Origin of the sequence: Sphingobium sp. S6, assembly GCF_905120495.1 — a bacterium.
GTDB lineage: Bacteria > Pseudomonadota > Alphaproteobacteria > Sphingomonadales > Sphingomonadaceae > Sphingobium > Sphingobium agri.
In genome coordinates, this window is record NZ_CAJHOG010000024.1 from 1 (window position 1) to 12,793 (window position 12,793).

The following is a 12,793-nucleotide window of genomic DNA, read 5'->3' on the forward strand; positions in this document are numbered from 1 at the left end:
TCCGTCCAATCTCCGCCAAGCATGCTCAAGCTTCACGATTTTTGCAACAGAGCCTTCGTGCCGATGGCCTTCTTCCCCGGGTCGACGGGCGGTATCTACCGACAGTTTTCCGTCACGCTGATCGTCTCGATCGGGTTCTCGGCGCTATTGGCGCTGACGCTCACTCCCGCGCTGTGTGCGACTTTTCTCAAGCCGCACGTACCCGAAAACCATCGCAAGGAGAATTGGCTCACGCGGCGAACCGGTCGCTTTTTTACTGGATTCAACAACTGGTTTGGACGTACGACTGATCGTTATCAAGGCGGCGTCGCTCGGATATTGTCGCGGCCTCTGCGCTGGCTCGCCATATTCATCGCGTTGGTCGGCCTGACGGTTATCTTGTTCTCGCGCCTTCCCGGTGGATTCCTCCCGCAGGAGGACCAGGGGACTGTCATCACTGTTGTACAAGCTCCCCCCGGCGCGACCCGTGAGCGGACTGAAGAAGCGGTGCGTCAGGTGAAGGAATTTTACAATCAGCAAGACATTGTGACGAGCGTGTTTGTGGTGCGAGGCTTTAGCTTCTTCGGCCAAGGCCAAGCGAATGGAATGATGTTCACGATGCTCAAGCCGTGGGAGGAGCGCTCCGGCGAGGAGAATAGCTCGCTAGCCTTGGTCGGAAAGGCGATGGGCTTCTTCACATCGATCAAGGAAGCCATGGTCTTTGCCCTCAATCCCCCCGCGATCGCCGAACTTGGCATCGCCGGCGGCTTTACCTTCAAATTGGAGGATGTCGGCGGCAACGGTGCTGAAGCGCTCTTCAACGCGCGCAATCAGCTGCTTGCCGCCGCGAGCCAGAGCCCGATCCTTGCCGGTGTTCGACCGGAGGGCCAGGAAGATGCACCTCAGCTGCGGGTCATGATCGACAGGATACAGGCTCGCGCCCTCGGCCTCTCGATTGGCGACGTTAACGGAACGCTCGCGATCGCTTTCGGCAGCGCATATGCCAATGACTTCAACCGTGAAGGGCGGATCCTGCGGGTGCTCCTGCAAGCCGAAGCATCTCACCGAATGACGCCACAGGACGTGCTCGACCTCAAGGTTCGAAATGCAGCCGGCGAAATGGTGCCCTTCGGCTCGTTTACACAGGTTGAATGGACATCGGGCGCGCAGCAGCTCCAGCGCTATAACGGCTATCCTTCGATGACCATTTCCGGGAACGCTGCCCCGGGCCAGTCGACTGGCGAGGCCATGGCGGAGATGGAACGGCTCGCCAATGCACTGCCGGAGGGCTTCGCATATGAATGGACGGGAATGTCCTATGAGGAGCAGCAGGCCGGCGGACAGGTCGGTATGCTGCTAGGCTTGTCTATACTTGTTGTATTCTTGCTGCTGGCCGCTCTCTACGAGAGCTGGTCCATCCCTGTTTCCGTGCTTTTGGTTGTACCGCTCGGCGTACTTGGCTCCGTCCTCTTTACGGTGATGAGGGGACTGTCCGCCGACGTCTATTTCAACGTTGGCATCATCACGATCATCGGCTTGGCCGCCAAGAACGCGATCCTGATCGTCGAGTTTGCGATCGAGCAAGAAGCGGAGGGCAAGACCCCGCTTGAGGCGACACTCGAAGCTGTGAAACTGCGCCTGCGCCCCATTATCATGACGTCGCTCGCCTTCATCGGTGGCATGATACCGCTCTTCATTGCTTCCGGTGCCGGTGCGGCGAGCCGAATCGCGGTTGGGACCGGTGTTGTCGGCGGAATGCTGGCTGCCACTGTGCTCGGAATTTTCTTCATTCCGCTCTTCTATCTGTCGATACGCCGCTGGCTCAGTAAGAAGCGGCCTGCTGCTCCCGGTCAGGCGCAACCGGAGCCCAATCATGCGTAGAGTCTTTGTGCTCACTCTGACATCGTTTCTGGGCGCGTGCCAGTTAGCCCCGCCTCACGCGCGGCCAGCGCTGCCGACCACTCGGGATTACCCCACCTCCTACGCGGGCGACGGGGTGCTCGGTCGGCGGGCGGTGGAAATCAGCTGGCGGGAGTTCTTCGCTGATCCTCAACTGGAGACCCTCATTGCCACCGCTCTCGAGCGGAACCGCGATCTCGCCGTTGCCGTAGCGCAGATACAGGAGGCGCGTGGTCTTTATCGAATCCAGGGTGCCGAACGGCTGCCTGCGCTCGGCGCCAACGGCGATGTGACTCGCAGCCGCACGCCAGGTTCGGCGATTGGCATTCCCGAAGTGGGTGCGATCACCGATACCCGCTACTCGATCGGCGTTGGCGTCACAGGATTCGAGCTCGATTTCTGGGGCCGGGTGCGCAACCTTTCTGACGCAGCGCGCTCGCAATATCTAGCAACCGTGCAGGCTGAACGGGCGTTCCGCCTCGCGTTGATCCGGGATGTGGCCTCGACCTATTTTGCTTCCCGGGAAGCCGACGAGCGGATCGCCCTTGCCGAAGCTACGGTACGCAGCCGGCAGGAAGGCCTCCGCATAGCCGAGCGTCGCCTTGAAGCCGGGGTGACTTCAGCTCTTGATTTTCGACAGGCGGAGTCGCTACTGACTCAAGCCGAAACGGAGTTGGCCAGCCTGCGCTTGGCCGAGGCGCAGAGTGAGAACTTCCTGGCCGTACTCTTGGGCGGACCCGTTCCTGTCGGGCTCACGGTGCCGCTGACGCTGGCTGACCAGAAAAACGGAACGGTGATTGCCGCCGGATTACCCTCCGAGCTGATGGTGACTCGACCGGACATATTGGCGGCAGAAGAGAAACTGCGGGCAGCGCGTGCCAATATCGGTGCTGCTCGGGCAGCCTTCTTTCCATCCATCTCACTAACCGGTAGTATCGGTTTCGCTTCAACTGATCTTGGGAATTTGATCGGAAACGAAGGACTGAGCTGGAGCTTTGGACCTTCGATCAGCCTACCCATCTTCGATTGGGGTGCGAGGAAGGGCAATCTGAGCGTGGCTGAGGCACGTGAGGATATTGCCATCGCCGAATACGAACGCACCATTCAGGGAGCTTTCCGCGAAGTTGCGGACGCCCTTGCCGGGCGCCGCTGGCTTGCTGAACAGGTCGCCGCGCAGGTTCGTGCCACTGCGGCACAGCGAGCGATCGCCGATCTTGCCCGCACTCGCTACCGCGAGGGCGTCGCAAATTACCTTGAAGTGCTCGATGCCGAACGGAATCTGTTCATCGCGGAACAGACACTGATACAGCTGCGTCGCGCCGAGCTGGATGCTCTCGTCTCTCTGTATGTCGCTCTGGGCGGCGGCCAGCAAGGGTAATGGTGGTAATGTTCCACCGACGGGCCTTGGCTATTGATCATGACAACCTACAGATCGGTCCGCCGATAAATTCCCTGACCTATATATGATAATGTTCTTTATCATACACTCTTCCCCTTAGGCGCGCTGCATGGTAGAAAGGTGGCTAATTTTCTAGAAAGGCGGACCATGAGCCTCAATGTTAAAGACCCTGAAGCCCATCGGCTTGCGCAGGCCATCGCCCAAGCGACCGGCCAGAGCATGACCCGCGTGGTGACGGAGGCGCTGCGCGAGCGCTTCGCCAGGATCGAGCGTCAGAAAAGCAAGGCGAGCGTCGCGGAACTGCTAACGATCGCCGATCGCGCCGCCACGCATGTGAAGCGCCCCTATGTCGATCATGCCGAACTGTTTTATGACGATAATGGCCTGCCGAAATGATCCTCGACACCTCGGCCCTGGTCGCGATCCTCTATCGCGAACCCGAAGCGGCGACCTTCGCACAAGCCATCCATGATGCCGATGCCTGCCGCATCAGCGTCGCCAGCTATGTCGAGCTGTCGATGGTCATCGAACGCCAGCTCGGTCCCGAAGGGATGCGCCAGACCGAAGCCTTCTTTCGCCGCGCCGGCATCACGATCGAACCGGTGACGCTCGATCATGGCGAACTGGCGCGACAGGCGTTTCTCGATTTCGGCAAGGGCCGCCACAAAGCGGGCCTGAACTTTGGCGACTGCTTTTCCTATGCGCTGGCCAAGGCGACCGACGAGCCGCTGTTGTTCAAGGGCAATGATTTTGCCCTGACGGACATAGAGGCGGCGGCATAATGCGCGCGGTGCACGACAAGATCGAAGGCCCCTTCGCCATCGAGGAGAATATCGCCCTCTATGGCATGGTCGCTGGCGATGCGACGCTGCATCGGGGCATCCGTTTCATCCTCCACGGCACAATTACGGGCAACCTGACGATCGAGACCGGCGCGCGCGCAATCATCCATGGCACGGTGGCGGGACGCATCTACAACGAAGGCGGTCGCGTCGAGATCTTCGGGATCGCCGATGCCGTCGCCAACGGCTCGCGCGACGCCATCACGATCATCGATCCCGCCGCCCATGTCCGGGGCCGGCCATGACCCAGATCGGCGGTGTCCCCGACATGCACGACGAGGATGATTACCCGTATGACAATCCCGTGTCCCGCGCCCAGGCCGAGAGCTTGCGGGAGCAGGCCCGCGCGGGCGGGTTGCGGTTTGAGGCCTATCTGCCCCCGGCGCTGGCCGACTGGCTGTTGGAACCGATCGAGCGCGGCATGTTCGCCGATCCTTCGGAGGCGGTGTTCGCGATCGTCGGCAACTTCCGCGATCTGGAGCCGCATCGTGATCTGCGCGACGCGTTGCTGCGCCGGTTGTTGCAGGCGGCGGTCGATGATCCGAGGCCGGGCACTCCCCATGAACAGGTGCAAGCGGAGATGGCGCGCCGTCGCGTCGAACCGCGCGCCGCGCCCGCACGCTGGCGGAGAGAGGGGTAATGGCTCAGCTCGCCCCCCTTCCCTCGCCCACGCTGGCCTTGCCGGCGCTGATCGCGTCGGCCGACGACCGCGCGCGGTTGCGGTTCCTGGAGTTTTTCGCCGTCACCATCCGCAACGCGCATACGCGCCGCGCCTATGCGCGCGCGGCTGGCGACTTCCTGACCTGGGTAGCGGCGCGCGGGGTCACGTCCCTTGGGGCCGTGCAGCCGCTCCACGTCGGCGCGTGGATCGAGGCGCTGGGAGGCGAGATGAGCGCGCCCAGCGTCAAGCAGCAGCTCGCCGGCGTGCGTCGGCTGTTCGACTGGCTGGTGATAGGCCAGGTCATGCCGGTGAACCCCGCCGCATCGGTGCGCGGGCCGGCGCATAGTCAGCGGCGCGGCAAGACGCCGGTGCTGGCCCCCGACGAGGCGCGGCGGCTGCTTGATACGATCGACGTGGGTGGGCCGGCGGGTCTGCGCGACCGCGCGCTAATCGGGCTGATGGTCTATTCGTTCGCGCGGATCGGCGCGGCGCTCTCCATGCGTGTCGAGGACGTTTTCATGCAGAACCGCCGTCTCTGGGTGCGGCTGCACGAAAAGGGCGGCAAGCAGCACGAAATGCCCTGCCACCATAATCTTGAGGACTATCTGACCGCCTATATCGACGGGTGTGAGCTGCGCGCGCAAGCCAAGGGGCCGTTGTTCCGCACGATCGCGCGCGGGACCAAGCGGCTAAGCGACACTCCCCTGCCCCAGGCCAATGCGTTCGCGATGGTGCGCCGACGCGCGGTGGCGGCCGAGATCGGCACGGCGATCGGCAACCATTCGTTCCGCGCGACCGGGATTACCACTTACCTGAAGAACGGCGGCACGCTGGAGACGGCCGCGACGATGGCGAACCATAGCTCCACGCGCACGACCCAGCTCTACGATCGGAGGCCCGATGACGTGACGCTCGATGAGGTGGAACGGGTGTTGATCTAGTCACCTGGAACTGAAGTAAGCTTCATTGTATAAGCCCTTGTAGATCAGACGGAGGTTAATGTGATGGCGGGCAGACGGGCGGATTTGGTTGTCTTGAGCGGAGATGACCGGCGTTTTCTCGAAGCTCAGGTCCGCCGCCACAAAGCGCCGCGTTCACTCTCTGATCGATGCCGGATGGTCCTGCTTTGTGCAGAAGGGCTGCAGAGCAAGGAAGTCGCCGAACGCCTGGGCGTTCACGAGCACACGGTTGGCAAATGGCGCCGCCGGTTCGTGCAGGCTGGCATTGAAGGACTGACTGACGAATATCGTGCGGGTCGGCCACGAACAGTATCTGACACGCAAGTAGCTCAGGTGATCGAGCGTACGCTGAACACGACCCCCAAGGACGCCACGCATTGGTCGATCCGTTCCATGGCCGCCAAGTCCGGGCTGTCACACACCACCATCCGCCGGATCTGGGGCGCGTTCGGCCTGCAGCCGCACCGGTCCGAGACATTCAAGCTGTCCACCGATCCGCTATTTGTCGACAAGGTGCAGGACATAGTCGGGCTCTACATGTCGCCGCCGAACCGGGCGATCGTGCTGTGCGTGGATGAAAAATCGCAAATCCAGGCGCTGGATCGCGAGCAGCCGGTCTTGCCCATGGCGCCGGGGGTTCCTGAGCGGCGCACCCATACCTACGTCCGCAATGGCACGACATCCCTGTTCGCCGCGCTCGACATTGCCACCGGCGCCGTGATCGGGAAATGCTACAAGCGCCATCGGGCAACCGAGTTCCTCGACTTCCTCAAGCGGATCGACGCCGCGATCCCCAAGGGGCCAGACGTCCACCTCGTGATGGACAACTATGCGACCCACAAGACGCCAAAGATCAAGGCCTGGCTCGCACGCCGCCCGCATTGGCATGCTCACTTCACACCGACTTCGGCGTCCTGGATCAATCAGGTCGAACGATGGTTTGCAGAACTGACCCGCAAGCAGTTGCAGCGCGGTGTCCACCGATCAACCGCTGAACTTGAGACCGACATCACCGCATTCATCGCGGCGCACAACGAAAACCCCAAGCCCTACAAATGGGTCAAATCCGCCGACGAAATCCTCGCCGCCGTCAAACGATTCTGCCAAAAAACAATGAGCCGAACTTCAGATTCAGGTGACTAGCACTACTTTGGCAGTTTTTGTTCAGGCCTGTCTACGAGGAGCTTTTCACAATGGGGGCACCGAAGTGGCGGAGGCCTTATGAAGATGTTCAAGATCGCCTGTCGGATAGCTGGCATGCTCGGTTGTGGCGGCGGCCCCCCGACTCTTTTTTTTCCGCCCCGCTGCTTTGAGACGGCGGGCTTGAAGGAAAGCGTATGCGATCATTGTCATCAATGCATGTCGATGTAATCCAACCCAGGAGCGGCCTTCGAAATGATCGAGGCCCAGTTCTTCCTTGAGCTGCTGATGTGCTTGCTCGCAGATCCATCTCGCCTTGATCGTCGCGGCGAGCATTTTGAGGGTGGCGTCGGCAGGTAAATTTGAGACGTAGTTATAGCGCGACGATCTGGGTGAGAGGTCAGCGACTATCAGGATGAGAACAGATTGTCGCGGCGGGTTCATGGTGCCGGGTTAGATTGTCGCTGGCAAGGGCGATTCTTCGCTCTGATTGTCGCTGATCGACATTTTCTCGATGGATTTGATTGTCGCGTATTTTGGGGTCCTTCCAGCCCCTGTCTGTCGCTGGAGGGCGGCCCTGCGACGATAGCTCTCGACATTCATCTCGAAGATGGTGGCGTGATGAACGAGACGGTCGACGGCCGCGAGCGTCATGGCGGGATCCGGGAAGACCCGGTTCCATTCGCCGAAGGGCTGGTTGGCCGTGATGAGCATGGATCGGCGCTCATAGCGTGCGCTGATCAACTCGAAGAGCACGGAGGTTTCAGCCTGATCCTTGGCGACATAGGCGAGGTCGTCCAGGATGAGCAGGTGGTATTTGTCGAGCTTGGCGATGGCGGATTCGAGCGCCAGTTCGCGGCGCGCGAGCTGAAGCTTCTGGACCAGCTCGGACGTGCGGGTGAACAGCACGCGCCAACCATTCTGGACAAGTTGCAGGCCGATGGCTGCCGCCAAGTGGCTCTTTCCTCCGCCCGGCGGGCCGAACAGGATGAGATTGGCGCCCTTTTCCAGCCATCCGTCGCCCGAGGTCATGGCCGTGACCTGCGCCCGCGAGACCATCGGCACGGCGTCGAAGGCGAAGCTGTCGAGCGTTTTGCCCGGTGGTAATCGTGCGTCGCTCAGATGACGTTCGATCCTACGCCGGTCACGTTCGGCCATTTCATGCTCGGTAAGTGCAGCGAGCAGTCGGGTGGCGGGCCAGCCCTCCTTGTCGGCACGTTCGGTAAACTCGGGCCAGATCACCTTGATGGCAGGAAGCCTCAACTCGTTGAGGATGAAGCTCAGGCGCTGGGCATCGACGTTATGGGCCTTGGTCATGCGGCCTCTCCCAGCAGCAGGGCATCGTAGTCGGTCAGGGGGCCAAGCTCGACCACCACCTCGGGCAGCGCGGCCGGATCGGGCGAGAAGCGCGTTCGCAACGCGGCGATGTCAGGCAGCCGGCCTTCGTCAAGGTCCTGGGCGAGAAGATCGGCAAGCTCGGCCTCGCAGGCCCGTTCATGGGCCATGGACAGCAACTCGACCATCTTGCGGCAAGCGTCACGCTCGGACATGGCTTCGAGCAGCCGTTCGAACATGAGCCTGTACGCCTCGCGCGGGAACAACTGGTCGCGATAGGTCAGCTGCAGCAGGGCCATCGGCTTACGCCTGAGGCTATGGATCACGTGACGGTAATCCACCACATAGCCATGTTCGGTAGCGCTTTTCGGGCGACCGCGTGGCCGGGTCATGAGATAACTGCCGCCCAGGAACAGATCGAGCCGATCATCGTAGAGGCGCACACGCAGTCGATGCCCGATCAACCGTGACGGCACCTTCGTTGGTTGTGTGCGTCAAGTTCTGCAAATTGGCGGTCATGGTGCTGGTCATGCGGCTTTGCGTAGTTCGGTTTTCTTCTGCTCGCGCAGTTCGTCCATATTGAGGTAGCGGTTGGCTTCGAGCCAGTTTTCGTGGGTTTCGACGGCGAGTGCGCGGACCAGGCGCAGGCAGCTGGGGGCGTTGGGGAATATCCGCACGACATAGGTTCGCCGCCGGATTTCCTCATTGAAGCGTTCGAGCATGTTGGTGCTTTTCATGTGCTTGTGATGCCTGCGTGGCAGCCGGTAGAAGGAGAAGGTCTCCTCGATCGTCTCCTCGGCCCAGTCGGTGAGCCTGGGATATTTGGCGCTCCATCGGGCGAGCCACTGGGCGAGATCGGCGCGGGCCTCGGCGAGGTTGCGCCGGTCGTAGAGCCAGCGCAGTTCCTGCAGGCAGTCGTCGTCGGCCTTCCTTGGCAAGTGATCGAGCGCGTTCCTCAGGAAGTGCACGTAGCAGCGCTGGTATGCGGCGCCGGTCAGCACCTCGCGGATCGCCGCGCGCAGGCCGGCATGATCGTCGGCGACGACGAACTCGGTGCCATGCAGGCCCCGGTCACGCAGGCGCAGCAGGAAGTCCTTCCATGACGTGGCGCTCTCGCGATTGGCCATCTCCACGGCCAGTATCTGCCGCCTGCCGTCCCAGTCGATGCCGATCGCGATCAGCACCGCCTGGCTTCCAACCACGCCGCCTTCGCGCACTTTCTCGTAGCGGGCATCAAGGATCAGATAAGGGAACGGCTCGTCGAGGCGGCGCTGGGCAAAGGCCGCCAGGCTGCCATCGAGCTTCTTGTTGATCGCCGAGATCGTCGAGGCCGAGAAGGCATGGCCGCACAGCTCTTCGGTGATCGCCTTGACCTTGCGCGTCGAAACGCCCTGGACATACATCTCGGCCAGCGTCGCCACCAGCGCCTGCTCCGACCGCTGGTAGCGCTCGAACAGCTCGGTCGAGAAGCGCCCGGCACGGTCCTGCGGCACCCGCAGCTCCAGCTTGCCGACCCGCGTCACCAGCGTGCGCGGGTAATGCCCCGAACGGTAGCCGAGCCGCGCATCGCTGCGCTCGCTCTTGCCCGCGCCCAGCGCCTCGTCCATCTCGGCTTCCAGCATCGCCTGCATCACGCTGCGCACAATCTCGCGAAGCGCATCCGGCTCCTGCGCCAGCAACTCTTTGACAGCGGATACAGCAGGCTTAATCTCGGTCCTGGTCATGGCGGGTCTCCTCGGTGACGTTGAACATCACCAGCCTGCCATGACCGCCTCGCTCCTCAAGCGATTTTGCAGAACTTCACGCACACTACCCATTCGTTCCGATCAATCCACTAGGGAGGTATGGTGGCAAAAAACAATTCGGTCGCAAGAGTGCGGGGACCCCGCTCTGCGGCGCGGCGGCAGCATATATTGGCCACGACCCGCGATCTCTTCGTCAAACGCGGATTCCATCAGACCGGGATGGCCCAAATCGCCAGTTCATCCGGCATCGCGGTGGGGCAGATCTATCGGGACTTTGCCAACAAGGAGGCGATCATTGCCGCCATCTGCGAAGCCGACCTTGCTGAATGGCTCGAGGAAGAGACGCTGGAGACGGCGGTCGCGGTGGGGGATCGCGAAGGTATCCTCGCCTGGATCGAGCGAATCGCCATCGATGAGCCATCGCATGAAAATCGCCGCATGATGTGCGAATTCGTGGCCACAGTGGGGTGTAACCCGATCATCGCCGAGATCAATCGCAAGGCGGATGTCCGGCTGCGCACCAGCCTGGGAGCGGCGCTGGCCTCTTTGGCGCCGGGCGCATCTCCACAGGACAGATCAACGGTGGTGGACTTCATCATCACCATGTCCTGGGGAATGGTAGCGGGGGCCGAGCTGTTTCCTTACCGAGACCACAAAATCTTGCGCCACTACATGGCGTCGCTGTTCCGCCGGGAACTCGCCGCAATGTGCAATTGAGGACCTGCTCAGTGCGCGCGGACCAAGGCTGGCGCAGCTCGATTGGCATTTTGGTGAGCTGAAGGTCCCCGGGCACTGGACAATTGTTCAGCATCATATCATCTTCTCATTACAGGCCGAGGAATACGGTCGCTCCAGAGGATACCGGAAAGATGATGAACAACGATAATGTGGCCCCCGGCGACAAGGCAATGATCCTGTTGCAAAGCCTGATCTGCTATTTGCGAGAAAAGAACGTCCTGTCGCGCGCCGACATCGAGGAACTGCGAAATCGCGTGGAGGCCCGGATGGCTACACCGGACAGCGGTCTGTCCTGCGCCACCGCGCTGGTCGCCGCCGCCGTGAACGAGATGCGGGAACTGGATGACTATTGCGGCAAGAAGTATGGTGGCAAGCACCGGCGTCAGGTGAACTGAGGCGTCCATCGCTGCATCGCAGGATTGTTTTAAAGCTCTCTCCTATGGGCCACGTCTCGACCCGCACGGCGGGGAAACGCGATCAGCAGCGCGGCGCTCTGCCGGGTGCGGGTATAGGTGACGTGATACTGCGGGGTCGGCTTCGGGCAAGCTCGCGGTAACCTGGCGCGTCTGTTCGTGGCCTCGATCGTCGCCAGATCGTGACAGGGCATGCCGGCATTGCCGGTGCTTTCGCCGTGGCGGATGAATATGGCCTTCATGGCTTCCCCTTCATTGCTGGCGAGCGCTATCCAAGCGATATACAAAAGATAGCCAAACAGTAGCGCTTCGCTTGCTTTTCTTGTGTTCGCCAGGAAGCGGCAGGCTATTCGAACAGTTCCGAATGCGTGCCGGCGCGCACGAAGTTCACCAGATTTCCCTCGATCGTGTAGATGAGCAGGAAGTCGCCGCCGATATGGCACTCGCGATGATCGCTCCAATCGCCTTTGAGGGCGTGGTCCAGCCATTCCGGGCCAAGCGGCGCGTCGTTGGCGATGAGGAGCATCATCGCTTCCTTGAGCTGCTTCATGTTGTAGCGCCCGCTGCGCGACAACCGCTCCCAATCCTTCGCGAACCGCTTTTCATAAGACGCCTCTCGGGGGAGCGAGGCGCGCTTACTGCTGGCGGGCTTCTTGGTCGAGGGCATCAAAGACTTCCTGAGGATCGGTGAAACGGGCGCGGCGGGCCTTCATCGTGGCGCGAGAGGCTTCGATGGCTGCCCGTGTTTCGGCGTTCGGCACTTTCAGCTCGAACGGCAAGGCATGATCCTTCGCGACCCGGGTGAGCGTCATGCGGACCACATCGGATACGGTCAGCCCCAGTTCGGCCAGGACGGCGGCGGCTTCATCCTTCAATGTTTCGTCGATGCGCGCACGCACGAAAGCGGTAGCGGCCATAAGAACCTCCTGTGATCCGTGTTCGATGTAGCTCAACTGAGCTACAATTACAACCATTGTGCGCCTGCCGCTTGCGCGGCACCGTGGCTCTAGTCGCTGCGCTCCCCAAGCCCGCACGCGGTCTTGGCCATTCGGTGACGATCCACATGGCGGGCGAGATCGCGTGCGCGGATCTCGGGGACAAGGTGCCGGCGCTGGCCGGCATGTCGTTTGTTCAGTGGGGAGAGGACGTTCCGCCCCCCCTCTCCCCAGCAACGGGAATAGACGGGCCGTGGCTCGCTCGGCTGGGCCTCGCTGCGCCCGCTCCACCCCGTCGATTCCCGCTGCCCCCCTCTCTCGCCGGCGTTCTTGGGCGTCCGTGTTCCGGCCGATGGCATGGCCATCGCCGGACAGGCGATCTGAAGGGAATAGAGACGATGACCCACGACAACCGGGAAAGCTGGCTCAATCGGGTGGCGGCGGGCATGGCCCCGCTCTTTGAGGCGCTGGAAGCTCCCCTGCCCGACCGGGTGCGCGTGGCGATCGGCTTCACCAGCGCGGGAGCCAAGGGCAAGGCGATCGGCGAGTGCTGGGATAACCGGCTGAGCGCGGACGGCCATTTTGAAATCTTCATCCGTCCGGACCTTGCCCATGCGCCCGACGCCATGCCGGCACAGATCGCGGCCATCCTCGCGCATGAACTGGTCCATGCCGCTGTCGGCATCCCGGCAGGGGGCTCTGTTGCAAAGATTGGCGGCAGTCAGAGGTAGGCTGTCGCTCTGCGCCG

The 12,793-nt window shown here is 61.9% G+C and carries 14 protein-coding genes and 4 pseudogenes; 11 read left to right on the forward strand and 7 right to left on the reverse strand.

What is annotated here, in order from left to right; all coding sequences use genetic code 11:
- The 8 genes from SPHS8_RS19685 to SPHS8_RS19720 form a co-directional block, all read left to right on the forward strand.
- Positions 1-1,860, forward strand: a 1,860-nt coding sequence (locus tag SPHS8_RS19685) for an efflux RND transporter permease subunit (RefSeq protein ID WP_201516816.1), incomplete at its 5' end; no start/stop codon positions are given.
- A complete protein-coding gene (locus SPHS8_RS19690; protein WP_013038665.1) occupies positions 1,853-3,256 on the forward strand; it encodes an efflux transporter outer membrane subunit in 1,404 nt (467 codons plus the stop codon). The genes SPHS8_RS19685 and SPHS8_RS19690, both read left to right, overlap by 8 nt.
- Positions 3,257-3,424: 168 nt before the next feature.
- Positions 3,425-3,673 (forward strand): type II toxin-antitoxin system VapB family antitoxin, encoded by a 249-nt coding sequence (locus SPHS8_RS19695; protein WP_007682496.1) that lies wholly within the window; start codon positions 3,425-3,427, stop codon positions 3,671-3,673.
- Positions 3,670-4,059 carry a type II toxin-antitoxin system VapC family toxin gene (locus SPHS8_RS19700; RefSeq protein ID WP_007682494.1) on the forward strand — a complete coding sequence of 130 codons (390 nt, stop codon included), beginning with the start codon at positions 3,670-3,672 and terminating at the stop codon, positions 4,057-4,059. The genes SPHS8_RS19695 and SPHS8_RS19700 overlap by 4 nt, the downstream gene beginning before the upstream one ends.
- Entirely contained in the window at positions 4,059-4,364 is a 306-nt protein-coding gene (locus SPHS8_RS19705) for a hypothetical protein (RefSeq protein WP_007682492.1), read from the forward strand. Before SPHS8_RS19700 ends, SPHS8_RS19705 begins: the two co-directional genes overlap by 1 nt.
- Positions 4,361-4,759 (forward strand): hypothetical protein, encoded by a 399-nt coding sequence (locus SPHS8_RS19710; protein ID WP_007682491.1) that lies wholly within the window; start codon positions 4,361-4,363, stop codon positions 4,757-4,759. Before SPHS8_RS19705 ends, SPHS8_RS19710 begins: the two co-directional genes overlap by 4 nt.
- On the forward strand, positions 4,759-5,721 hold the full coding sequence (locus SPHS8_RS19715) for a tyrosine-type recombinase/integrase (protein WP_007682488.1): 963 nt from the start codon (positions 4,759-4,761) through the stop codon (positions 5,719-5,721). Before SPHS8_RS19710 ends, SPHS8_RS19715 begins: the two co-directional genes overlap by 1 nt.
- A 63-nt stretch (positions 5,722-5,784) precedes the next feature.
- On the forward strand, positions 5,785-6,882 hold the full coding sequence (locus SPHS8_RS19720; protein WP_007683624.1) for an IS630 family transposase: 1,098 nt from the start codon (positions 5,785-5,787) through the stop codon (positions 6,880-6,882).
- A gap of 45 nt (positions 6,883-6,927) precedes the next feature.
- Here the strand turns inward: SPHS8_RS19720 and SPHS8_RS19725 are convergent.
- The 4 genes and pseudogenes from SPHS8_RS19725 to SPHS8_RS19740 all read right to left on the reverse strand — a co-directional run.
- A pseudogene (locus SPHS8_RS19725) lies at positions 6,928-7,251 on the reverse strand (transposase); the annotation flags it as partial.
- 81 nt (positions 7,252-7,332) lie between these two features.
- The gene (gene istB, locus SPHS8_RS19730; RefSeq protein WP_004211466.1) at positions 7,333-8,196 is read right to left on the reverse strand and encodes an IS21-like element helper ATPase IstB; all 864 of its coding nucleotides are present in this window, start codon (positions 8,194-8,196) and stop codon (positions 7,333-7,335) included.
- Positions 8,193-8,690, reverse strand: a pseudogene (locus SPHS8_RS19735) (IS21 family transposase); the annotation flags it as partial. The pseudogene SPHS8_RS19735 and the gene istB, both read right to left, overlap by 4 nt.
- Before the next feature lie 51 nt (positions 8,691-8,741).
- On the reverse strand, positions 8,742-9,938 hold the full coding sequence (locus SPHS8_RS19740; protein ID WP_007684572.1) for an IS256 family transposase: 1,197 nt from the start codon (positions 9,936-9,938) through the stop codon (positions 8,742-8,744).
- Positions 9,939-10,127: 189 nt separating this feature from the next.
- On the opposite strand from SPHS8_RS19740, the gene SPHS8_RS19745 reads away from it, so the two are divergent.
- Both SPHS8_RS19745 and SPHS8_RS19750 read left to right on the forward strand, forming a co-directional pair.
- Positions 10,128-10,676: a TetR/AcrR family transcriptional regulator gene (locus tag SPHS8_RS19745; protein WP_007684564.1), complete on the forward strand. Its 549-nt coding sequence runs from the start codon at positions 10,128-10,130 to the stop codon at positions 10,674-10,676.
- Positions 10,677-10,828: 152 nt separating this feature from the next.
- Positions 10,829-11,092: a hypothetical protein gene (locus tag SPHS8_RS19750; protein ID WP_007684562.1), complete on the forward strand. Its 264-nt coding sequence runs from the start codon at positions 10,829-10,831 to the stop codon at positions 11,090-11,092.
- Positions 11,093-11,129: 37 nt separating this feature from the next.
- On the opposite strand, the pseudogene SPHS8_RS19755 reads toward SPHS8_RS19750, so the two are convergent.
- From SPHS8_RS19755 to SPHS8_RS19765, 3 genes and pseudogenes are all read right to left on the reverse strand, one after another.
- A pseudogene (locus tag SPHS8_RS19755) lies at positions 11,130-11,352 on the reverse strand (histidine phosphatase family protein); the annotation flags it as partial.
- 104 nt (positions 11,353-11,456) lie between these two features.
- A complete protein-coding gene (locus tag SPHS8_RS19760) occupies positions 11,457-11,777 on the reverse strand; it encodes a type II toxin-antitoxin system YafQ family toxin (RefSeq protein WP_021246202.1) in 321 nt (106 codons plus the stop codon).
- Complete coding sequence (locus SPHS8_RS19765; protein WP_007684554.1) at positions 11,746-12,027, reverse strand: type II toxin-antitoxin system RelB/DinJ family antitoxin; 282 nt, start codon at positions 12,025-12,027, stop codon at positions 11,746-11,748. The genes SPHS8_RS19760 and SPHS8_RS19765 overlap by 32 nt, the downstream gene beginning before the upstream one ends.
- Positions 12,028-12,443: 416 nt before the next feature.
- Between SPHS8_RS19765 and SPHS8_RS19770 the strand changes: the two are divergent.
- A pseudogene (locus tag SPHS8_RS19770) lies at positions 12,444-12,740 on the forward strand (transcription elongation protein SprT); the annotation flags it as partial.
- Between the last annotated feature and the right edge of the window lie 53 nt (positions 12,741-12,793).

Coding starts and splice junctions, on each gene's coding strand:
- SPHS8_RS19690 (WP_013038665.1), top strand. CDS start 1,853: ATGCGTAGAGTCTTTGTGCTCACTCTGACATCGTTTCTGGGCGCGTGC.
- SPHS8_RS19695 (WP_007682496.1), top strand. CDS start 3,425: ATGAGCCTCAATGTTAAAGACCCTGAAGCCCATCGGCTTGCGCAGGCC.
- SPHS8_RS19700 (WP_007682494.1), top strand. CDS start 3,670: ATGATCCTCGACACCTCGGCCCTGGTCGCGATCCTCTATCGCGAACCC.
- SPHS8_RS19705 (WP_007682492.1), top strand. CDS start 4,059: ATGCGCGCGGTGCACGACAAGATCGAAGGCCCCTTCGCCATCGAGGAG.
- SPHS8_RS19710 (WP_007682491.1), top strand. CDS start 4,361: ATGACCCAGATCGGCGGTGTCCCCGACATGCACGACGAGGATGATTAC.
- SPHS8_RS19715 (WP_007682488.1), top strand. CDS start 4,759: ATGGCTCAGCTCGCCCCCCTTCCCTCGCCCACGCTGGCCTTGCCGGCG.
- SPHS8_RS19720 (WP_007683624.1), top strand. CDS start 5,785: ATGGCGGGCAGACGGGCGGATTTGGTTGTCTTGAGCGGAGATGACCGG.
- istB (WP_004211466.1), bottom strand. CDS start 8,196: ATGACCAAGGCCCATAACGTCGATGCCCAGCGCCTGAGCTTCATCCTC.
- SPHS8_RS19740 (WP_007684572.1), bottom strand. CDS start 9,938: ATGACCAGGACCGAGATTAAGCCTGCTGTATCCGCTGTCAAAGAGTTG.
- SPHS8_RS19750 (WP_007684562.1), top strand. CDS start 10,829: ATGATGAACAACGATAATGTGGCCCCCGGCGACAAGGCAATGATCCTG.
- SPHS8_RS19760 (WP_021246202.1), bottom strand. CDS start 11,777: ATGCCCTCGACCAAGAAGCCCGCCAGCAGTAAGCGCGCCTCGCTCCCC.
- SPHS8_RS19765 (WP_007684554.1), bottom strand. CDS start 12,027: ATGGCCGCTACCGCTTTCGTGCGTGCGCGCATCGACGAAACATTGAAG.